The organism is Actinoalloteichus sp. AHMU CJ021 (genome assembly GCF_002895405.1).
Classification (GTDB): Bacteria; Actinomycetota; Actinomycetes; order Mycobacteriales; family Pseudonocardiaceae; genus Actinoalloteichus_B; species Actinoalloteichus_B caeruleus.
In genome coordinates this window covers 692892-713139 of record NZ_CP025990.1, presented here as the reverse complement: position 1 = coordinate 713139, position 20248 = coordinate 692892, and the positions used below count along the sequence as shown (strand labels likewise).

Genomic DNA, 20248 nt, shown 5'->3' with positions numbered 1-20248 from the left:
TGGTCGTCGCCCTGTCCGCCACAGCCTGAGCCTCGCCCAATTCACCCCGAGGTGCCGCGCAGTACCGCCCGCGCGGCAGAACCGAGGCACCCCCTGAGGCGGTAAGGCGCGGCCGCAGTTCCGGACAGGAGGACGCGCGGCGGCATGCGTCCGCGCGTCCTCCAGAACCACCACCGTCCCGCCTCGGGGTGGAGCGGAAACCAGCGAACGGCCCGTACATATCAACGCGTATCGTTCTGTTCGTGGCTGAGGACCGTGACTCCTGCGAGCTGTTGTGCCTGGACCTGCCGCACGCCGAGGCGATCCGCGCGGATCTGCCGGGTCTCGACGAGGTCGAACCCGCGGCCGCCGTGGCCCGTGCTCTGGGCGATCCCACCAGGCTCCGGATCGCGGCCGCCTTCAGAGAGGGCGGCGAACTCTGCGTCTGCGACGCCTCCTGGATCGTCGGCCACGCCAGGAATTTGGTGTCCCACCACCTGCGGCAGTTGAAGTCCGTCGGCCTCGTGTCGTCCCGCCGGGACGGGAAGCTCGTGATGTACCGGCTCACGGAACGCGGGCACACCCTGGTCGGAATCATCCTGGGAGCCGAGCCCCCAGCGCCGGCCGAGACCACGGCCTCCGCGAGAACGGGCGTGTCGCCGCACGTCGGCGGGTGACGGAGGCCGACCAGGTCAGTTGAGCCGCCCGACCACGAGCCGCGTGGTGACGAGCCGCGTGGCCGCTCGGTCGCCGAGTGAGGCTCCCGCGCCCAGCCCGACCTCCTACCTGCTGGCGACTGAGGGCGACACCTACCGAGGCCGTGCCTCCTGGACGGGGTGTTTCATGCCGGCGGAGGGGGACTGCCCGAGACGTGGTGGTGACTGATCGGCTGCCAGGTCCTCCTTTGGGAGTTGACGCGGCGACCAGCGGTCGGCGCGCGCCGATGACCGGCATACTGGGTGCCGGAGGCGTGCGGTGCCGATCAACGCTTCGAGAGAAGTGAATGAAAAAGGGGCAGGTGCTCCGCGATACCGCAGGTCAGGAAGTGTCCTCCCCGCGCACGCGGGGCTGTTCCCGAGGTCCAACCCGGTTCGCACCCGGTCGGCGGGTCCTCCCCGCGCACGCGGGGCTGTTCCGGGCCAGGCCCGAACCGCCTACAGCCGGGCGTTGTCCTCCCCGCGCACGCGGGGCTGTTCCTAAGGCCGCTCGCCCAGGCCGGAATCCGACGGGGTCCTCCCCGCGCACGCGGGGCTGTTCCTCTGTGCAGATCGCCAACCGGCTCAGGGCAGCGGTCCTCCCCGCGCACGCGGGGCTGTTCCCCGTCGGGCCAGTGCCGCCCGAGGCGAGCATGGGTCCTCCCCGCGCACGCGGGGCCGTTCCGGGCCGGGCATCCCCCGGATGCCGTCCGGGGCGGTCCTCCTCGCGCACGCGGGGCTGTTCCCGACGTGACGGTCAGCCGGCCGGATGCCGACCCCGTCCTCCCCGCGCACGCGGGGCTGTTCCGGACACCCAGAAGTCCATCACCAGTTCGCCGGGTCCTCCCCGCCCGCAGGGCCCAAGCCCTCTACAGGGCACTCCCTCGCCAGCGCAAGTGGGGCGGAGAGGGGCACCAGTGGGCGTCCAGCGGGCCTCCCAAACAGTGCCTGACCTCGTGATTGTCCGCCGGGGTCGCACTGCGATGAGCTGGTCCCATGCCCCTACGACACTGTCTGCTCGCCCTGTCCGTCGCGGTGGTGTGGGGGCTGAACTTCGTCGCCATCAGCGCCTCGTTGGAGCACTTCCCGCCGATGTTCCTGGTGGCGTTGCGGTTCGCGGTGGTCGCCATCCCGACCGTCCTGTTCGTCCCCGCCCCTGGCGTCCCCCTGCGGTGGTTGCTCGGTTACGGCTGCGGGTTCGGCATCGTGCAGTTCCTCTTCCTCTTCTGGGGCATGGCCGTGGGCATGCCGACAGGTCTGGCGTCACTGGTGCTCCAGTCCTCCGCGCCCTTCACCGTGCTGCTCGGAGCGACGGTGCTGCGAGAACGGATCAGCGCCCGCCAGCTGGCCGGCATCCTCGTCGGCGTGGGAGGGCTGGCGGTGGTGGGTTGGTACCGGGCCGAGACCGCCAGCGTCGTCCCCTTCCTGCTCACGGTGGCGGGCGCTTTCGGTTGGGCGGTGGGCAACATCTGTGGCCGGTTGGCGAAGCCGAGCAGCCCGGTTCGGCTGATGCTGTGGATGTGCGTGGTGCCGCCGCTGCCCATGTTCGCCCTGGCGTTCGTGGTCGAGGGCCCGACCCGAATCGGAGTCTCCCTCAGCACCCTCGGCGCGCCCGGTGCGTGGGCGGCGTTGCTCGGGCTGGCCTACACGGTGCTCATCGCGGGAGTTCTCGGCTCCGGTGCCTGGACCTGGTTGTTGGCCCGGCACCCGGCCGGTGTGGTCGCGCCGTTCTCGATGCTGGCGCCGGTGGTCGGGATGACGGCGGCCTGGCTTGTCCTGCGGGAGACCGTCGCCGCGTGGGAACTGCTCGGCGGGCTCCTGATCGTCGGCGGGGTACTGCTCGGGTGCGTGGGCCGGCAGGGAACCGGCACGCGCTTGCCGCGGGTCGCGCCGCCGGGGGCGCCGGAGCCGTCAGAAGCTCGAGTCGCGGGGAACGGTCGACCGGTGAATCCGCGCCCGCCCGGATGAGTCCGACCGTGGCTCGGGACCCGGGCCCGCTCAGTCGCTCGCGGGCAGAACGATAGTGACCAGTGGCTTGGTGGGTGGTGTCACGAGTTCTGGCGAATGGTCGAGCAGGGCTCCGCTCGGCTGGAGCAGGGCGCGTTGTCGTACCGAAACGGGCTCCATTCGGGCGAGGGCCGGAATTCCACGCCCGAATGGCTCAATCGCGGGTCATCGAGTCAGCCGCCACGCAGGGCGGAACCGGAAACCGGTGTTCGGTTCGGGACGCTGATCAGGCTTCCCGGCGGTTCCTCCAACGCGGGAATCTTCGCGGTGCGAGCGAGCTACGCCGTTGGTGTGATGGGAAGCCACGGTTGGCGGCATCGGCCGACCCAAGTGCTCTTACCTGCGGTAACCGGGCACTGTGCTGTGGTGAGGGGTACGAGTGCCCCGGGGGGAGGGTGTGGTGAGCGGAAGACTTCGCATCCAGTGGCTGCGAATCCGGGTTGGTCAGGAAACCTGGCAGCAGCGGTACGACCTTGACGGGTCGCTCGTGGCCGTGGTGGGCCCGATCGACCGGGGCAAGACGTCGATGATTGAGTGCGTGGACTTCCTGTTCGGGCGGACGGTCCAGTTCCGGGGGGCGGTGGACCAGCGGTTGCGCGCGGTGCAGGCCCAGATCCAGATCGGGGACGGTACCTACCGCGTCACCCGGGATCGGGATCACCCGGGGACGGTGTGGGTGGAGGAAGCCGACGGTACCCCCGTGGGCCATTTCCTGTTGCGGTCGCAGGACGAGAAGCCGTCGTGGTCGACGTGGCTGTTGATGCGGCTCGGCCTGGACGAGATGTTCGCCTCGGTCCGGCTGCCCGGGGACAGGCGGCTCAGCTTCGCCGAGGACCTGTTGCCCTATCTGCACATTCGGCAGGAGGACATCGACCGGTTCGTCGTGCGGCCGCCATCGCGGACAACCCCACGGCTCGCGGTGTTCAAGCTGCTCCTGCACCTCACCACCCCGGAAACGGAACGGCTGGCCGGCGCGATCACCGACACGAGGAACCGCATCACGCTCCAGCGGCGCAAGGCGCGGGACCTCGCGCGGTTCCTCAGGTCCTCGGACGCCACCAGCGAGAAGGCCCTTGACGCTGAGCTCGTGACGCTGCGGGAACGTGAACGCGAGGCGCGGGACGTGGTGGCACGGTTGCGGGCGGCGGCGAACGCGTCCGCCACGCACATGGCGCACCTCCACCGCCAGGTCGACGAGGCCCGGGCCCGCCTGAGCGAGGCCGAGGACACCGTGGAGCGAGATCACCGGCGCCATCAGGAGGCGCGTTCCAAGGTCAAGGCCCTGCGGGACTCGTTGTCACATGTGGACGCGGTCGAGGACGTCGAGCCGTGCGAGCGCGAGCAGCTGACCTACGCGTTCGACGCCTGCCCCGCCTGCCGCCAGGGTCTGGGCGAGCGGGTGGTCCCTCCCGGGCACTGCGGCGTCTGCGTCCTGCCGCTGCCGGGTGCCGCCGTGGAGGCGGAGAGGGCGCGCCTGCGGAAGATGGAGGAGGCGGCGGCGACGGCGTTGGCCACGGCGGACCAGGACCTGCGCGGCAGCGGGGAGGTGGTGCGGCGGGCCAGGGCGGACCTCGACACCGCACGCCAGCGGGTCGACCAGCACCTCGCCGCGTCGACGTCGCCGCACGTGGACGCCATCGCGGCGGCCACCGGCGAACTGGCAGCGCTCAGCGCCCAGATCAGCGCGTTGACGAGGCTGCGGGCGCCGCACGACCAGCTGAGACGGCTGGAGCGTGACACCGAGCGAGACGCGCGGAAACTGAAGGAGATGAGGGAGCGCCACCTTCAACTGTCGGCCCAGCTGGTGCGCCCCGGGGACGCGTTGGAACGGCTCAACTCCCTGTTCCGCCAGATCGTGCACGCGTTCGACCTGCCGTGGGCCACCGGTCGTGCCCGCCTGGACCCGGAAACGTGGACACCGTTGGTGGACGACCAGGACTTCGGGCAGCGGGGCGGTGGATCACGCACCGCGGTGTCCGTGGCCTACAGCCTGGCGCTGCTGTTGTACGCGTTGGAGCAACCCGCCGACTTCCACCTCCCGCACCTGCTGATCCTGGACTCCCCGCAGAAGAACCTCGGCCGCAACTCACATGACCAGGCGCTCGCGGCTCGCATGTACAGGTGGATGGCCGACTACCTCCAGGACCGCGCGGCGGCGCTCAGCGGCACCACGAGCGGACAGCGGTACCGCGACTTCCAGTTGGTCATCGTCGACAACGCCATCCCCGCTGAGGTGCGGGACAGCTTCCGGCCCACCGTCACCTTCGACGAGGACACCGGCTTCGTCCGCGAGCTGGAACACCCGCACGGGCCCCCGCTGCCCGCCGAACAGTTGAGGTTCGGCGACGACGTGGGAATTGAGCTCGGCTCGACGGCCTGAGCGGCACGGGGTCCTCCGGGATCCATCGACGCGGGGTGGGACGGTCCGGGGCGTGGAAGGGAGTGGGCCAGCCAGGCCGCAGGACAGTGTCGACGGGAGCGCGACCACCTCGCCGGGCCATACCCGTCCGCTGGAACGGTGCTCCCGCCCCGCTCGGTGCCACTGCTGTCCTGCGCGCGGCGTGCCGTGCCCTGGGAGGGGACGAGAGCGGGGACGAGCCGGTCGCCCGGTCGGCGCGTACGAGGATTCCCGGCCGTCATCCCTGTCCGCCGCCGGCGAGCCGGGCGCCGAAGCGCTGGCACTGCTCGCGCATCGAGGCGGGTTCCTCGATGGTGAAGTCCGCGTCGACGAGCGCGATGTTCAGGACCAGCCACTGCCACGACTCGGGCATGAGCACGATGCGGGTGCGGTCGGCGTCGAGCGGCGTGAGCTCGGTGTACTGGTGGCGCAGGGCGTCCGCGACCTTCGCGATCGGGGCTTCGATCGTGACCACCACCCGCTGCCGGGCGCGGGTCACGGCCTGCCGCACGTGTTCCACGCCTCCCCCGGCGGGCAGGGGGCGAGGGCGGAAGCTCCGGCCCGCGTCCCTGGCGTCGGAGATTCGGTCGACCCGGAAGACACGCCAGTCCTCGGGGCCCAGGTCCCAGGCCAGCAGGTACCAGCGGTGGAGCAGGTGCACCTGCCGGTGGGGTTCGACGCGACGGCTGCTGGTGGTCCCGCGCGCGGTCGTGTAGTCGAAGGCGACGACGTGGGAGCGTTGGATGGCGGTGCCGAGGGTGCTCAGCGTCTCCGTGCTGGTGCTCGGCGCGGCGGTCTGGTCGGTTTCCAGGCTGGCCCGCAGGGCGGCGACGCGGGGGCGGAGCCGGGCTGGCAGGTACTGGTCGACCTTGCCGTAGGCGCTGGTGGCGGCCGCGTCGAGGCTGCCCTGTTCGGCGCTGCCGGTGGCGGCGAGGGCGGCGAGCGCGAGGAGGGTGGCGGCGGCCTCGTCGTCGTCCAACAGGAGCGGGGGCATCGAGTTCCCGGTGGCCAGCCGGTAGTAGCCGCCGGGGCCGGGCTGGGTTTCGACGGGGTAGCCGTACCCGCGGAGGCGGTCGATGTCGCGGCGGAGGGTGCGGGGGCTGACGTCGAGGTGTCGGGCGAGTTCCCCGCCGGTGAAGGCCCTGCCCGTCTGGAGGGCGGCCAGCAGGGCGAGGGAACGCTGGGTCACGTCGGCCATGCGCCCATTCTCGAGCGAATCGCGGTCAGAATCCGGCCACATCTGCTCGTACGGTCTCCCGCATGTCGCAACAGCGCAACATTCGGGTCCGGGGTGCTCGGACGAACAACCTGAAGTCCCTCGACGTCGACGTGCCCCGGGGGCAGCTCGTCGTGTTCGTCGGGCTGTCCGGCTCCGGGAAGTCGTCCCTGGTGTTCGACACCATCGCGGCCGAGGCGGGCCACCAGCTCAACGAGACGTTCCCCCCGTTCGTGCGGAACCGGATGACGAAGTGGACCCGCCCGGAGGTCACCGAGATCAGCGGCCTGTCCCCGGCGGTGGTCATCGGACAGCGGAGGGTCGGCGGGAACTCCCGATCCACCGTCGGCACCTACACCGACGCCTGGTCCTACCTGCGGCTGATCTTCTCCCGTCTCAGCACCCCGCACGTCGGGGAGTCCAACCGCTTCTCCTTCAACGACCCGACGGGGATGTGCCCCACCTGTTCCGGGCTGGGGGAGGTGGTGGTGACCGCCGTGGACCGTGTGGTCGACATGGACAGGTCGCTCGAGGACGGCGCGGTCCGGCTTCCCGGGTTCGTGCAGGGGGGCTACTGGTACAGCCTGTACGCCGACATCGGCTCGTTCGACGCCACCACACCGCTCCGCGACTGGAGCGAGGACCAACGGCAGGCCCTCCTCTACGGCGGGGAACACGCCGAACGGCTCGACCCGCGCCCTCCGAAGGGATTCGAAGGGGTCGTCGAACGGTTCGAGCGCATCTACCTGAACACCTCGGAGGACCTGTCGGAGCGCAAACGGGAGACCTTGGCCCAGTTCACCCGTTCCGACCTGTGCCCCGACTGCCACGGCGACCGGCTCAACGAGGAGAGCCGCTCCGCGACCGTCCTCGGCCGCACCATCGGCGCGATGGCCCGGATGGAGGTCAGCGACCTCGCCGACCTCGTCACCGGAGTGACCGAGCCGAGCGTGCGGCCAGCGGTGGCGGCACTGAAGGACCGGTTGGACGCCCTGGTCACCATCGGCCTCGGCTACCTGCACCTCGGCCGGCCCACGCCGACGCTCTCCGGCGGGGAGTCGCAGCGCATCAAGACGGTGAAGCACCTCGGCAGCAGCCTGATGGAGATGCTGTACGTCTTCGACGAGCCCACCGTGGGCCTCCACCCGCACGACGTGTCGGCCATGATCACCCTGCTCCGCCAGCTGTGCGACAAGGGCAACAGCGTCCTCGTCGTCGAGCACGACCCGGCGGTGATGGCCGCCGCCGACCAGGTCGTCGAGATCGGACCCAGAGCCGGCGAACACGGTGGGGCCCTGGTCTTCCAGGGGCCGTTCTCCGAACTGGGCGCGGCTGGAACCGCCACCTCGGTCGAACTCTCCCGCACGCGTCGACCGAGGGAGGAGCCGCGCACCCCGACTGGGCAGGTCGTCGTCGCCGACGCCTGCCGCAACAACCTGCGGAAGGTGACCGTCGAGATCCCCACCGGGGTGATGACCGTGCTCACCGGGGTCGCCGGGTCCGGCAAGTCCAGCCTCGCCCGGGAACTCGTCAACCAGCACGACGCGATCGTCATCGACCAGCGTCCCGTCAGCGCCAGCCGCCGGTCCACCCCCATCACCTACACGGGGGTGGCAGCGCCCATCCGGAAGCTGTTCGCCCGGCGCAACGGCGTCGCCGCGAGCCTGTTCAGCGCCAACTCGGAAGGCGGCTGCCCGGACTGCGGCGGGACCGGTGTCATCTACACCGACCTGGCCTTCATGGACGGCCAGGAAACCGTGTGCGAGACCTGCCAGGGGCGCAGGTTCACCCCCGACGTGCTGCGGTACACCGTGGACGGGCTGTCCATCGCCGACGTGGAGGACCTGACGATCGAGGAGGCGATCCGGCGGCTGCCGGACAGGGCGATCACGAAGGCCCTGAGCCACCTTGACAAGGTGGGCCTGGGGTACCTGCGGCTCGGTCAGCCGCTGTCGACGTTGTCGGGAGGGGAGTGCCAACGGGTGAAGGTGGCCAAGGAACTGCGGGAGGCCAGCATGCCCACCCTCTACGTGCTCGACGAGCCGACGACCGGACTGCACCTCGCCGACATCGACACGTTGCTCGGTCTCCTCGACGACCTGGTGGAGCACGGGCACGGCGTCGTGGTGATCGAGCACAACCTCGACGTGATCCGGCACGCCGACTGGCTGATCGACCTGGGGCCGGGCCCGGGCCGGCACGGGGGCCGGGTGCTCTACGAGGGGCCGGTGACCGGGGTCGGCGACACCCCGACGGGACGAGCCCTGCGGGAGGCCTTCCCGTCCTGAGGGCGGGGGAGCGTGCGAGCGTTCGCCGTGGACGGCCGGTGCCGCGCGGGGACAGGGCGCTGCGTGTCGTGTCCTTCCCCCCGGGGTGCGGGTCCTCGGCCTGGGCGGCGGGTTGATCCGAGTTGATGTCGGAGCCGAGGACCGGCGGGGAAGTCGCGATGCCTGGTGCGGGGTGTGGGAGCGGTGCCCTCACCCCGCACGCCGCTGGTGCGGGGAAGCAAGCGGTGTTGAGCGGAACGGGAGAGGACCCGGTGGACAGCCCCGGCGTTCCAGTGATCTGACGGCTGGTGGTTCCCGCGGGAAGGCCCCGATGACATCGGGATATCACCGATGGTGCACAGTTGGTCACTCTTCCTTTTGGGGGGTGTCGTGGTCACCATCGCACCAACCGTCGCTTCGGTCGCCGGAACGATTCCGGAAACGCACTACTCCCACCACGGAGGACGCGGCCACACGCCGATGCGGTCGAACCCACTGGTGATCCACCGCGAACTCACGCTTCTGGACGTTCACCCGGCCCAGCGCGTGTGCGAGATCGGCACCGGCTCCGGATACTCCGGGGCGCTGTTGTCGTCCCTGGTCGGCGAGGACGGCCGCGTGGTCAGCGTGGTCAGCGTGGACATCGACCCCTACCTGGTGCAGTGGGCGCGGTGTGCCCATCGCGAGCGTGGAGTGCGGAACGTCAGGTGCGTGGTGGGGGACGGGCGTCAAGGATTCGCGGCCGAAGCGCCCTACGACCGCCTCGTCGCGTGGTGCACGCCGCCCCACCTGCCGAAGGCGTGGGTCGACCAGTCGCAGGTTGGCGGTGTCATCGTCACCCCGCTTCCGGTGGCGCGAGTCCCCCAGATCACGGTGGTCGCTGAGATTCTGGTCGACGAGGATCGGATACCGCGAGTTCAGCGTGTCCTGCACGGCGGCTACATGGAGACGGTGTCCAGCCCCTGCGACCCGGACACGCCCACCCGTCTCGTCGACTGGGAGTACCGCCTCCCCTCCGCCGCCTGGAGATCAGTCGGGTGGCGGAAGGAGGACAACGAGCTGCGGGATGGAGCGCGCGGGGCACTGGACAGGCTGCTTGCCAGGTCCTCGATCCGCGAGACAGTCGGGGAGGAGGACATCGACTGGGGGAGCTGGAGGACCTGGGCGGCTGCCACAGACGATCACTACCTGACGGCTGTCGGCTGGCCCTCGGGCGGGATCGCGGTGGGCCACAGCACCCCGGAGTCCGTCGCCGTCCTCCGTCACGACGGAACGATCTTGGCTGATCGTCGAGCATCGCCATCCCTGCGGATCGTGCGGGACTGGTTCCGGGCCTGGGATCGGGCTGGCCGGCCGGCGGTCGAGGAGTACGAGGGCACGCTGCACCCTCAGCAGGAAGGATGGAGGTTGCGGCTCTCCCGGTAGGGGGCTGCTGGGCGGCCGGATCGAGTCTCGAGCAACAGGGGCGTGGTGGCGCGGGCGGTCGAGCACCTGCCTCCACGTGCTCGGCATGTCACCCCCGTTCCCGGTCAGCCGGGCTGCCCCAGGGGAGGGCTGCCGCCGCGGCCGCCCGTGCCCTGCGGGGTGTCGCCGCCGCGCCGCGGGGCCGTTTCCCGAACGAGCTCCACGCCGGCGTCCGGCGAGGGCTTCGTCCCCGCGTGCGCGGGGGCTGTCCGCGCTGCTGGGAGATGAGCCCGCTTTCGGTGGTTCGACGTGGTGAGCCCGCGGGGCGGAGCTGGGACGGCGGAGTAGGGCGCGATCACTGTTCGGCGGTCGGCCGGATCCCCGCGCTGTCCAGCGCCTCGGCGAACAGGTGTGCGGCGTCGACGGGTGTTCCCCTGTTGTACAGGTCGTTCCAGATCGTCAGGGTGACGCGTACGGCCGCCGCCGTGGTCTCCACTGCCATGCGGATCCGCAGTTCCTCGCGCGCGTTCCGATCGCCCGCCGGCATGAAGTGCTCCAGGAGTTCCTGTGCTCGCTGGGCGTCCAGTCGGAGGCTGGCGGTCCGCAGGGTGGGGCTGGTCAGCATGAGCGCCCTGACCCGCAACATCTGCCGGGCGGCCTCGCCGTCGCCCCGGCCGTAGTTCGCCAGTACCTGGGAGTAGACCGAGCAGAGCGTCGCCAACGGGGACCGGTTCTCGCCCTGGCCCAGGTGGCTGTGCAGGGCCCCGTCGAAGTCGTGGTGGATGAGCAGCGCGGCGTCCTCCTTCATGGCGAAGTGCCGGAAGAACGTTCGGGGGGAGACGCCCGCCCGGTGCGCGATGTCGTCCACCGTCGTCCCCTCCACCCCCTGCGCCTCGAAGAGGTCAAGCGCGGCCTGGCTGATCTCCCCTCGGGTGCGCTGTCGTTGCCGCTCACGAAGGGTGGGGCGGTTCGCTTCTGGCTCTGGTGCTGGGGCTGCCATGTCCTGCCTTCCGAAGGGGGCGAACCTTCCGCTCGTGCTCGTGCCATGATGGCAGGCGAAAACAACATGGCAGTCACTGCCATGTTGGCAGCAAACGACGATAAGGGTGCTCATGGTGAAACACTCCTCGACGGAGGAGATCGGGACGGCTCCACCGAGGCCGCCCCGACCAGGAGTCGTGCTGACCGTGGTCAGCCTGGGAGCCGCCATCGTGGCTCTGGACGGCACGGTGATCTCCGTGGCCAATCCCGACATCGCGGCCGACCTGCGCCCCAGCCTGGCCGGCCTCCAATGGGTCACCAACGGCTACCTGTTGGCCATCGCCTCCACCTTGGTGATCTTCGGCCGGGCCGCGGACCGGTTCTCCCGCAGGACCTTCTGGCTCACCGGTACCGCCCTGTTCACGGTGGCCTCGCTGATGATCGCCCTCTCGGGCAGCATCAACGCCCTGATCTTCTGGCGGGTCGTCCAGGGGATCGCCGGTGCGCTCGTCATGCCGGCCGGCGTGGGGCTGCTGCGCGCGACGTTCTCGGGGCCGGCGCTGAGCAGGGCGCTGGCCACCTGGAGTGGTTGCACGGCCATCGCCGCCGCCGCTGGACCCGTGGTCGCTGGCCTGCTGGTGCAGGCGCAGGGATGGCAGTCGGTGTTCCTCATCAACGTGCCCATCGGGGCCGTCGCGGTGACCCTGGGCGCGCTCCACCTCCGTGACCAGCGCGGCACCACGGAAACCGGGCGTCTGGACGCCGTGGGCGCCGTCCTGCTCGCGTTGACGATGGTCAGCCTGGCCTGGGGAGTGCTCCAGGCCGAGCACGGGCACCTGGACGCCACGGTCCTCGGCTACCTCGGTCTCGCGGTGGTGTTGGGCGCGCTGTTCGTGTGGCGTCAGCGCCGGGCGGCCCGGCCCCTGCTGGATCTGACGATCTTCGCCAACAGAACCGTGCCAGCCGCGACGCTGCTCGTGGTGTTCGCGTTCTTCACGCTGTACGGCACGCTGTTCTTCCTGACCCTCTACATGCAGCGGGTCCAGGGGGTCAGCGCGCTCGAGGCCGGTGTTCGGGTCCTGCCGCTGACCGCCGCTCTCGCCTTGGCATCCGCGCTCGTGGGACATCTGAACGCCCGCGTCGGGCCACGGCCCGCCCTGCTCGGCGGGATGACGATCATCGCGGCCTCCGCCTTCGGTCTTTCCCAGTTGGAGGTCGGGAGTACCTACCACGCCATGTGGCCCTCGCTCCTCGGGATGGGGCTCGGCATCGGCATGGTGTCCGTGGCCAGCACAGATGCCCTGGTCAGCAACGTCCACCCCAGGTTGAGCAGCGTCGCTGGAGGTCTTCAGCAGACCGCGTCCCAACTGGGTGGGGTCATGGGAACCGCCGTGCTCACCACGTTGCTCTCCGTCGCGGTCAGCACCGGTCTGGCCGGCAACCTCGCGGAGCGAGGCGTGGGGCCGGACGAATCCCAGTTCGTCCTGGACCGAGCCGACCGGGTGACCCAGGGAGAAGTACCCCTTCCACCCGGCGTCGGGCCCGGTACGGCTGACGCGATCGTGGAAGCCGGACACGCGTCCTTCGTGGCGGGAATGACGGGCGCGATGTCCGTGGCGGTGGTCGTGGCCCTCGTCGGTGTGGTGGCAGCGCTCTTCGTGCGGAAGGGAGAGCACTCCTCCGCCGACGCCGTCGTCATGCACTGATCTCCCGACCGCTCGGCGGAGCTGCTGCGCGGGTGGTCCGCCCGACAGCTCAGCGCGCGGCGGAGGGAAGGGGTGCCTCGTCGAAGCTGATCAGGTCACACTCGCTTCTCGTTGCCGGCGGGTGATTGACTCGCGCGGAGCGTGACGGGCCCCTCCGCGGCCCGTAGCCGGGGAAAGGCAGCGAGCCGTGCTGTCGCCAACGGTCCGATCGCGCCGGTCAACCGCCTGATGTGAGGGCACCGTTCACCTCGCGCCGAGTCATGTCCTGGTGCCATCTCCGTGCTCGGGTGTGGGGATCCCATCCACGCTGGAAAGTCAGTGTGGCACCGCACGCGACGACGGAGACGGTGGTACCGGGTCGGCAGTTGACCGACGTCGTACGGCTACCAGATGTCCGAGACCGCCATGCGTCGAGTGCGATCGAGTGCGGTCTCAACGGGCGTCGATCTGGTACACGAGTTGGAAGCGGTCGCTGGCCATGGAGATGAAGTTGACTTCTACCGGTCGGTCCGCCGCGAATGCCACTCGGGTCACCTGGATGACCGGGTGGCCGTGTGGAATCCGCAGGGACTCCGCTTCGGCGGGTCGAGGTGATCTCGCCGAGACGAACTCGGTGAAGTGGCTCAGGGCGAAGCCCGCCTCTTCCAGGCGAGCGTAGGTTCCTCCTGGTCCGGTGTCCACGTGTTCAACCTGAGTGCCCTGGACGAGGTCGGCAGGAAGGTAGGAGGCCGCGAGCTGCACCACGTCGCCATCGGCTCGCATCACGCGGTCCCGGACCAGGACCTGAGTGCCGGAAGGGACGTCGAGGTACGAGGCGACCTCTTCCCCGGCTTCCTCCTTCCAGACCCGCACCGTCACCGTGGGGGTGAAGTCGGCTGCCGCCGCATCGGTGAGGAAAGCCCCTCTACCAGCGGTCCTCTCGTCGGCGGAGAGCCGGTTGCGGGCGAGTCGAGTGATCGGGCGGCGCTTGGACACGAACCATCCTCGGCCTGCGATGCTGGACACCAGGCCTTCGGCGCGGAGCTGGTCGACAGCGTTCTGGATCGTCTGTCGGGCAACGCCGTACTCCCCCATCAGGGTCGAGCCCGAAGGCAACCGCTCTCCTTCGGCGTACTCACCTGAAGTGATGCGCAGCCTCAGGTCTTCGGCGATCTGGATCCACGGACGTGTCTGCATCTCTCCATTGCAACCCACCCAGGCTATCTGGACAACAAGGAATGGTCGAGGTGCACTCAGGTCATTCAGGTTACCGGTAAAACCTGGACGTCCTGGGTGGCGGAGGAGCTCCGGTCCCCCGAAGGACGGAATCTGGAGCAACGTCCCAAGCTGCCAGGAGCCTTTGGGAGAGGGAGGACGACATCGTGGCCATTGGCTTTGGTGCTGGGGTACCGGCGGCCGGTCATACCCCCGAAGAGCGCTCGTTGCCGAGCTTGTCCGACACGGGGAGGATCGGGGCGATGCGCGAGGAGTCTCCTCCGCTTCGCCCACGCTTCCGCCACAGTGGGTAGCTCGCAAGCTGGTGCCCTGGTAGCTGGGGGAGGGAAGGGGCCGAAACAGGGCTACTGCGACCTTGCCCTGTTCGACCCGCTACCGCCGTCGTGCGTCGTGGTGGCAGCTCTCGTGGTATTCACGTTCGCGCCAGGTCCGGGGAGGAGTTCGGCGCCGGGGTGGCCTGGAGCAGGTCACCCCGGCGCGGCGCCAGGACGGTCAGTAGCGTTCGCTCTTGATCGCGGTGATGAAGCGGGTGAAGGAGCGGTGGTCCACGATGAGGACGCCGCCATCACGGTTCTTGCTGTCTCGGATGCCGACGAGGTCGGGAGCGGAGCCGACTTCGACGCACGCACCTCCACCTCCGTTGGAATAGGTGCTCGTGTACCAGTTGGTGAGCTTGGTCCTCATGTCAGTCGCATTCCTTGGGCGTCAGCTCGACAGTCTCTTGATCAACTTTGTGGACTCTGAATCACTCAAAGCCCTAGATTGAAGCGCGACGAACGAATCTTTGTGGCGCTGTACCGAGGTCTGTTCCTCGACGTAGTCCCCACGGTTCAGTGTTTCGAAGTAGACGACGTCGTCGAGGTGGTTCTCCTCGAATCCAAGCAGGTCGAATTCGGTTCCCAACGCGGGATGGGCGCCTGCTCCGGTTGGGAGCACCTGGATGCGAACATGTGGCAGCTCGGCCAGCTCCAGCAGTCGCCGAAGCTGTCCCCGCATGACCTCCGGCCCTCCGACCGCACCGTGCAGCAGGGGTTCCCACAGCACGGCGTGGACGTGGAGGGGATTCGTCGACGTCAGCCTCTGCTGACGTGTCTCCCGGATGAAGGATCGCTGGCGGGAGACCTCCGCCGTCGGTCTGGGTAGCCAACTCTCGCTCAGTGCGGCGAAGTAGTCGCCGGTCTGGAACAGTCCGGGTACGAGTTGTGCCTTGAAGATCCGAACCGAGGACGCTTCGTCCTCCAGCTCGATGAGATCCTGGGCCGCGTCCCACAGGACGTCGCTGTACTGCGACCACCAGCCGCCTTCCTGTGCGGTGGTGACGGCGGCGAACAGGCGGTCGCGGTCGCGTTCGGGGACGCCGTAGGTCAGGGCCAGGGCAAGGGTCTCCACGCTGGTGGGTGCCTGGACCGCGTGCTCGATGCGGGAGATCTTCGATGGCGACCACTTGAGCTGCTTCGCCGCCTCCGTGGCTTTGAGCCCCGCCGACTCACGCCACTTGCGCAGCTCCCGGCAGACCCGTCGCATTCGGACTCCTGCGTGGTACTCGGACACCCGATCTCCTCCCCGTACGCCCGACCGAGCGTACGACAGGCTGTCACTTCCTCCGACCCCTTACTCCTTTTGGGTCATCTCGTGCAAATTGCTCGTCAGTACTCTTGCGTCACGGTGCGTGTGCGGACAAGGTGGTATTCGCCACAGTGTCTTGTGGACGAACAGGAGGAGGGGCCGGGCCAACTTTCCACGGCCGCCCGACCCCTCCTGACGAGAGGAACCGAAGCATGCACCACGATCCCGTCTCTACGGCAATGCTACTGGGCGTGATCAGCCCGACCCACGACGCGTGGGTGGAACGCGGAAATCCTTCCGCTCTCCCCCAAAGTCCTGGGGATTCGCCCGAGGACCTGTCCGCCCACGACGATGACAGGTGTCGTTCGGTAGCCAGGGTTCCAACGATCCCGTGGCCCTCGCCCTCGATCACGTCGGCAGCGCACGGATGCGGCACCCCTGCGGCCACTGCCGTAGCTTCCATTCGGGTCACGTCGTGAGCGGGCGTCCTGGCTCCGGGCGGCACCACCGCCACACCGCCCCGGGACTTCCAACCGGCCCGAATCCGCACGGTACCCGTGCCCTCCCGCTCCCATCGGGTGACCAGCTCCGTCCAGGCTGGACGACGGTGCTGTGGGGTGTTTTGCCCGCACCCTGCCAGCAGCGGCCAACGAAAGGGGTGCGGCGTGGTGCTTGAGATGGCGCTCGGCGCCCTGATCGCGCTGGTCGGACTGTGGGTGGTCGAACGGCTCGATCGCTGGTTCGGGCCGGCGATTCGCATGGCGCTGCGGGTGCGGCGTGCCCGCCGCACCACTCGGCAGGCATTGGCCTCGGTTGGCATGACCCGCCCGACCAGCACCCGCCGCCCCTTCCGCGCTACCGGGAGCCGGTCGGCCCGCTAGCCCTCGCTGGTCGTCTCCGCCGACCAGACCTTGCCGTTCCGCCCGGATCTCGTCGGGGGCCGGCGGGTAGTTCCGCTCTGCCCACAGGGGCCGAGCGCGACCCTGCGGCTCCTGGCCGGCGTCCCGGCCAGCCCCGCTTCTCCCTCACCCCGCGCGTCCGGCGCGGGCTCTCCTACACCCCGAGGACATCCCGTGATCGCGCACGCCCTCATCCATACCGTCGTCTCGTTCCTGATCGCCCTCTTAGCCCTGGTCCTCGTCGTCGGCGCGGTCGCCCCGCACCTGGCTGCCTTCGGGAACACCCCGCGGCCCTGGTACCCGGCGGCGGACACCGTGGTCCACGCGCTGACCGGCCCCCTGAAAGCCCTGCTGTGCGGACTGGTCCCGTGACCGGGACCGTGGCCGACCCGGGGGAGGCGGTCACCGTCGTGCTTCCCCCGCTCACCGGTCGCGCCCGGCGGGTCCGCCCCTACGTGATGGAGGCCTGGAGTGATGGACGCGGCGGCGCGGAAGGCCCTGGACGCGGTACCCGAGTTGGCGGCGGTCTACGCGTTGACCCGGCGCGGGTGGCGGTGGGTGTCGTTGACGCGGGGCACGGGCGCCCTGGCGGTTCCTTCGCCTGGCCTGGCGGTGGCTTCGTGGACTGGTGCGTGATTCGGGGTCACGGTGAGGTCGAGGGTGTTCGGGTGCGGGACGGCGACTGGGTGGTGTGGCGGCTGTCGGGTTCGGTGGGGGTGGTCGCCGCCGAGCTGGGAGCCTTGCCACCACCGAGTTCCTCGTCCGCGCCCCGGCTGCTGACCGGTCGTCGCTGGCGGCCCCCGGGGCCACTCCGCCCCCGCTGACCCCGGCGGTGCCGGCTGTCGGCTTGGCCGGACCAGCCACGCGCCCGGCCGCCGTGAGGAGGACGGCTCCGCCCCCGGAGTCCGTCCCGTGTGGTCTCCGGTCGCGGCGACCCCATCGGCACGGTCTTCCCGCCGCTGGCGGTGGCCACCACTGACGACTGTCCACGGTGATCGCTGGCAGCGCGCCGTGTCGGCCAGGGACCTCCCCTCACCCTGCCCCGACCCGCGACCAGGAAGCCCGACACGATCAGGAAGGAGGTGGTGCCCAGGACGACGCCACCACCGTGTGTACGCCGCCCCGCCCACCCCGGCGGGGCGGCCCTCGCCCAGCCCGGCCCTCAGCGGAAGGAAACGCATGTCCCTCACCCCGCCGGACTCCTGGATCGCGATCCGCCGGACCGTCCGCGACTGCGACGCGACCCCACTCCCCGGAGCGCTGCGCCTCGCCGACCTGTTGGTGCTCCTCGAACTCGACCGCCAGCCCCAGCAGGCCGGCTCGGTGGCGGAAACCCTCGGCATCAGCCCCAGCGGCCTCACCCGGATCGCCCACCGGCTGGAGGACAGGCGACTCCTCCACCGCGTCCGCTGCTTCCACGACCGCCGTGGCGTCCTGCTGATGGCCACCCCCGACGGCGTCGCCCGGACGCGCATGGCCTACCCGCACGCCCAGACCGTCATCCGCGCCGGCACCACCCGGCTCCGGGAACTCGCGAGCCGGCCGTGAACGGCCGCGACGAGCTCAGCGGCGAGTGGATCACCCGCTGTTCGGCCGACCCGCCGGTGGAGGACGGCCGGCTCTACGGGCACGTCGACCTCGACGTCGGGCGAGGCCCCGTCATCGCACCCGGTGTCACCTACCTGGCGGGGACCTTCGACTACCGACGGTTGGTGCTCTGCCGGGCCGAGGTCCGGCACTGCGCGGAGTTCCCCGAGCTGAGCACCGCCGTGTTGGACGTGATGCGGGACCTCGCCCGGCGCTGGGGGATCCCGGACTTCGTGGGGCCGCCGGCGACGATGAAGCGGCGTCGGCGGCGCGTCCCGCCGTGGGGTCGGGTGCGGTTCTGGGCGTGGGAGGCGCGGGACCCGGTCAACGTGAGCTTCGCCGGGCGGGCGAGTTTCAAGCACGGCGAGTGGGCCAGGCTGGACGACCCGGAACCCGAGTCCCGGCCCGCTGGCCCCGGTGGTCCTCCCGGGCACATGATCGCGGGCCGCTGACCGCGTCCGCGCCGCCGCCCCGCGAGCCCGGTGCGGGGTCGCGAGTGGGGGAGCGGCGCGCGTTCCGAGCCCGGGACGTCGCGGTGCGCGGCCGGCGCGCGCCACCCCAGCCGGGCGGGGCGGCGCAGCACGCCGCCGGACGTCGGCGCCGCTGACCGCCGGCCGCACGACGGGACGTCCGGGTGGGGTCCTCAGACCTCGGTGACCCGCCCGTCGGCCACCACGAGGTGGCGGGTGGTGTGCACGGCCTCCACCATCCGCCGGTCGTGGGTGACCAGCAGCAACGTGCCCTCGTAGGAGGCCAGCGCCGACTCCAGCTGTTCGATCGCCGGCAGGTCCAGGTGGTTCGTCGGCTCGTCCAACACCAACAGGTTCACCCCGCGTGCCTGCAACAACGCCAGTGCGGCCCGGGTCCGTTCGCCAGGCGACAGCTCCGAGGCGGGGCGGAGCACGTGGTCGGCGGTCAACCCGAACTTCGCCAGCAGGGTCCGGACCTCGGCGGTAGCCCAGTCCGGCACCTCCGCGCCGAAGGCGGCCAGCAGGGTGTCGTCGCCGAGGAACAGGGCCCGGGCCTGGTCGACCTCGCCCACCAGGACACCCGCTCCCAGGCTGGTCTGCCCGGACTCCACCGGCACCCGCCCCAGCAGCATCCCCAACAACGTGGACTTCCCCGCGCCGTTGCGGCCGGTGATCGCGACCCGGTCGGTGCGGTCGATCTGGACGTCCACCGGACCCAGCGTGAAGGATCCCCGGCGGGCCACCGCCGCCCGGGCGACGGCCACCACGCCGCCGCTGCGGGGCGCGTCGGCGATGGACATCCGCAGCTCCCACTCCTTGCGGGGCTCCTCGACCACCTCCAACCGTTCGATGAGCCGATCGGTCTGGCGGGCCTTCGCGGCCTGCTTCTCGGTGGCCTCCGCCCGGAACTTGCGGCCGATCTTGTCGTTGTCGGTGGCCTTCCGGCGGGCGTTCTTCACGCCCTTCTCCATCCAGGCCCGCTGGGTGCGGGCCCTGGACTCCAGGCCGGCCCGGGTCGCCGCGTACTCCTCGTAGGCCTCCCGGGCATGCCGGCGGGTGACCTCCCGCTCCTCCAGGTAGGAGTCGTAGCCACCGCCGTAGAGCCGGATGCGCTGTTGGGCGAGGTCCAGTTCCAGCACCTGGGTGACGGTGCGGGCGAGGAACTCGCGGTCGTGGCTGACCAGCACCGTGCCCGCCCGCAGTTCCCTGACGAAGCGCTCCAGGCGTTCCAGACCGGCGAGGTCCAGGTCGTTGGTCGGCTCGTCCAACAGGAACACGTCGTACCGGCTGAGCAGCAGCGAGGCCATGCCCGCCTTCGCGGCCTGCCCACCGGACAGCGACGGCATCAGCTGGTCCAGCCCCACCCCGATCCCCACGTCCTCGGCGACCTCCTCGGCACGTTCGTCGAGGTCGGCGCCGCCCAGGGACAACCACCGGTCCAGGGCCTCGGCGTAGGCGGTGTCGGATCCGGGCCGGCCGGCGCTCAACGCCTCGGTCGTCTCGTCCAGGTCGCGTTGGGCGTCGGCGACCCCGGTGCGGCGGGCGAGGAAGTCCCGAACGGTCTCCTTCGGGCGGCGGTCCGGTTCCTGGGGGAGGTGGCCGACGGTGGCGGTGGGAGGGTTGAGCCGCACCGTGCCCTCGTCCGCCGGGCGCAGTCCCGCCAGCATCCGGAGCAGGGTCGACTTGCCGGCCCCGTTCGCGCCGACCAGGCCGATGACGTCCCCGGGGGCGACGACGAGGTCCAGTCCGGAGAAGAGAACGCGGTCTCCGTGTGCCGCGGCCAGCCCGCTGGCGACGAGTGTTGCCGTCATGAGGGCTCCGATGCTAGCGGCGGGCGGGGCGGGGCGACGACCGGATT

Annotated in this window: 17 protein-coding genes and 1 CRISPR repeat array; of the genes, 11 read left to right on the top strand and 6 right to left on the bottom strand. The window is 70.5% G+C overall.

Features of this window, described 5'->3' with window-relative positions; genetic code table 11:
- Window positions 1–242 precede the first annotated feature (242 nt).
- The 3 genes from C1701_RS02560 (at window position 243) to C1701_RS02550 (ending at window position 5061) form a co-directional block, all read left to right on the top strand.
- Window positions 243–656 carry an ArsR/SmtB family transcription factor gene (locus C1701_RS02560; RefSeq protein ID WP_030105092.1) on the top strand — a complete coding sequence of 138 codons (414 nt, stop codon included), beginning with the start codon at window positions 243–245 and terminating at the stop codon, window positions 654–656.
- Between the two features lie 370 nt (window positions 657–1026).
- A CRISPR array of direct repeats spans window positions 1027–1482; the repeat unit is 28 nt; unit sequence GTCCTCCCCGCGCACGCGGGGCTGTTCC.
- A 188-nt stretch (window positions 1483–1670) separates the two neighbouring features.
- Window positions 1671–2642 (top strand): EamA family transporter, encoded by a 972-nt coding sequence (locus C1701_RS02555; protein WP_051314036.1) that lies wholly within the window; start codon window positions 1671–1673, stop codon window positions 2640–2642.
- 439 nt (window positions 2643–3081) lie between these two features.
- Window positions 3082–5061 (top strand): hypothetical protein, encoded by a 1980-nt coding sequence (locus tag C1701_RS02550; protein WP_337662096.1) that lies wholly within the window; start codon window positions 3082–3084, stop codon window positions 5059–5061.
- Window positions 5062–5317: 256 nt separating this feature from the next.
- Here C1701_RS02550 and C1701_RS02545 read toward each other — a convergent pair whose 3' ends face one another.
- Window positions 5318–6277, bottom strand: coding sequence for a helix-turn-helix transcriptional regulator (locus tag C1701_RS02545; protein WP_026419144.1), 960 nt, complete (start codon window positions 6275–6277; stop codon window positions 5318–5320).
- A gap of 62 nt (window positions 6278–6339) precedes the next feature.
- Here C1701_RS02545 and C1701_RS02540 point away from each other — a divergent pair, with 62 nt between their 5' ends.
- Complete coding sequence (locus C1701_RS02540; protein WP_103055464.1) at window positions 6340–8583, top strand: ATP-binding cassette domain-containing protein; 2244 nt, start codon at window positions 6340–6342, stop codon at window positions 8581–8583.
- Window positions 8584–8913: 330 nt separating this feature from the next.
- Window positions 8914–9987, top strand: coding sequence for a protein-L-isoaspartate O-methyltransferase family protein (locus C1701_RS02535; RefSeq protein WP_103055463.1), 1074 nt, complete (start codon window positions 8914–8916; stop codon window positions 9985–9987).
- A gap of 334 nt (window positions 9988–10321) precedes the next feature.
- On the opposite strand, the gene C1701_RS27045 is transcribed toward C1701_RS02535, so the two are convergent.
- Window positions 10322–10966 carry a TetR/AcrR family transcriptional regulator gene (locus tag C1701_RS27045; protein WP_162147306.1) on the bottom strand — a complete coding sequence of 215 codons (645 nt, stop codon included), beginning with the start codon at window positions 10964–10966 and terminating at the stop codon, window positions 10322–10324.
- 112 nt (window positions 10967–11078) lie between these two features.
- Here C1701_RS27045 and C1701_RS02525 point away from each other — a divergent pair, with 112 nt between their 5' ends.
- A complete protein-coding gene (locus C1701_RS02525; protein WP_337662095.1) occupies window positions 11079–12653 on the top strand; it encodes an MFS transporter in 1575 nt (524 codons plus the stop codon).
- 432 nt (window positions 12654–13085) lie between these two features.
- Here the strand turns inward: C1701_RS02525 and C1701_RS02520 are convergent, their stop codons facing one another.
- The 3 genes from C1701_RS02520 to C1701_RS02510 form a co-directional block, all read right to left on the bottom strand.
- Window positions 13086–13829, bottom strand: a complete 744-nt coding sequence (locus tag C1701_RS02520) for a GntR family transcriptional regulator (protein ID WP_026419141.1) — start codon at window positions 13827–13829, stop codon at window positions 13086–13088.
- A gap of 531 nt (window positions 13830–14360) precedes the next feature.
- Window positions 14361–14552, bottom strand: coding sequence for a DUF397 domain-containing protein (locus C1701_RS02515; protein WP_026419140.1), 192 nt, complete (start codon window positions 14550–14552; stop codon window positions 14361–14363).
- Window positions 14553–14573: 21 nt separating this feature from the next.
- Entirely contained in the window at window positions 14574–15419 is an 846-nt protein-coding gene (locus tag C1701_RS02510; protein WP_026419139.1) for a helix-turn-helix domain-containing protein, read from the bottom strand.
- Window positions 15420–16099: 680 nt separating this feature from the next.
- Between C1701_RS02510 and C1701_RS02505 the strand changes: the two genes are divergently transcribed.
- From C1701_RS02505 to C1701_RS02485, 5 genes are all read left to right on the top strand, one after another.
- Window positions 16100–16315: a hypothetical protein gene (locus C1701_RS02505; protein ID WP_030105101.1), complete on the top strand. Its 216-nt coding sequence runs from the start codon at window positions 16100–16102 to the stop codon at window positions 16313–16315.
- A 192-nt stretch (window positions 16316–16507) separates the two neighbouring features.
- Window positions 16508–16705, top strand: coding sequence for a hypothetical protein (locus C1701_RS02500; RefSeq protein WP_030105102.1), 198 nt, complete (start codon window positions 16508–16510; stop codon window positions 16703–16705).
- The gene (locus C1701_RS27040; RefSeq protein ID WP_337662094.1) at window positions 16702–17157 is read left to right on the top strand and encodes a hypothetical protein; all 456 of its coding nucleotides are present in this window, start codon (window positions 16702–16704) and stop codon (window positions 17155–17157) included. Before C1701_RS02500 ends, C1701_RS27040 begins: the two co-directional genes overlap by 4 nt.
- Window positions 17158–17512: 355 nt before the next feature.
- Window positions 17513–17881 carry a MarR family winged helix-turn-helix transcriptional regulator gene (locus C1701_RS02490; RefSeq protein ID WP_103055461.1) on the top strand — a complete coding sequence of 123 codons (369 nt, stop codon included), beginning with the start codon at window positions 17513–17515 and terminating at the stop codon, window positions 17879–17881.
- Window positions 17878–18372: a hypothetical protein gene (locus tag C1701_RS02485; protein WP_026419135.1), complete on the top strand. Its 495-nt coding sequence runs from the start codon at window positions 17878–17880 to the stop codon at window positions 18370–18372. The genes C1701_RS02490 and C1701_RS02485 overlap by 4 nt, the downstream gene beginning before the upstream one ends.
- A gap of 191 nt (window positions 18373–18563) precedes the next feature.
- Here the strand turns inward: C1701_RS02485 and C1701_RS02480 are convergent, their stop codons facing one another.
- The gene (locus C1701_RS02480; RefSeq protein WP_026419134.1) at window positions 18564–20201 is read right to left on the bottom strand and encodes an ABC-F family ATP-binding cassette domain-containing protein; all 1638 of its coding nucleotides are present in this window, start codon (window positions 20199–20201) and stop codon (window positions 18564–18566) included.
- Window positions 20202–20248 lie beyond the last annotated feature (47 nt).

Coding starts and splice junctions, on each gene's coding strand:
- C1701_RS02515 (WP_026419140.1), bottom strand. CDS start 14,552: ATGAGGACCAAGCTCACCAACTGGTACACGAGCACCTATTCCAACGGA.
- C1701_RS02520 (WP_026419141.1), bottom strand. CDS start 13,829: ATGCAGACACGTCCGTGGATCCAGATCGCCGAAGACCTGAGGCTGCGC.
- C1701_RS02545 (WP_026419144.1), bottom strand. CDS start 6,277: ATGGCCGACGTGACCCAGCGTTCCCTCGCCCTGCTGGCCGCCCTCCAG.
- C1701_RS02480 (WP_026419134.1), bottom strand. CDS start 20,201: ATGACGGCAACACTCGTCGCCAGCGGGCTGGCCGCGGCACACGGAGAC.
- C1701_RS02555 (WP_051314036.1), top strand. CDS start 1,671: ATGCCCCTACGACACTGTCTGCTCGCCCTGTCCGTCGCGGTGGTGTGG.
- C1701_RS02490 (WP_103055461.1), top strand. CDS start 17,513: ATGTCCCTCACCCCGCCGGACTCCTGGATCGCGATCCGCCGGACCGTC.
- C1701_RS02540 (WP_103055464.1), top strand. CDS start 6,340: ATGTCGCAACAGCGCAACATTCGGGTCCGGGGTGCTCGGACGAACAAC.
- C1701_RS27045 (WP_162147306.1), bottom strand. CDS start 10,966: ATGGCAGCCCCAGCACCAGAGCCAGAAGCGAACCGCCCCACCCTTCGT.
- C1701_RS02535 (WP_103055463.1), top strand. CDS start 8,914: ATGGTGCACAGTTGGTCACTCTTCCTTTTGGGGGGTGTCGTGGTCACC.
- C1701_RS02525 (WP_337662095.1), top strand. CDS start 11,079: ATGGTGAAACACTCCTCGACGGAGGAGATCGGGACGGCTCCACCGAGG.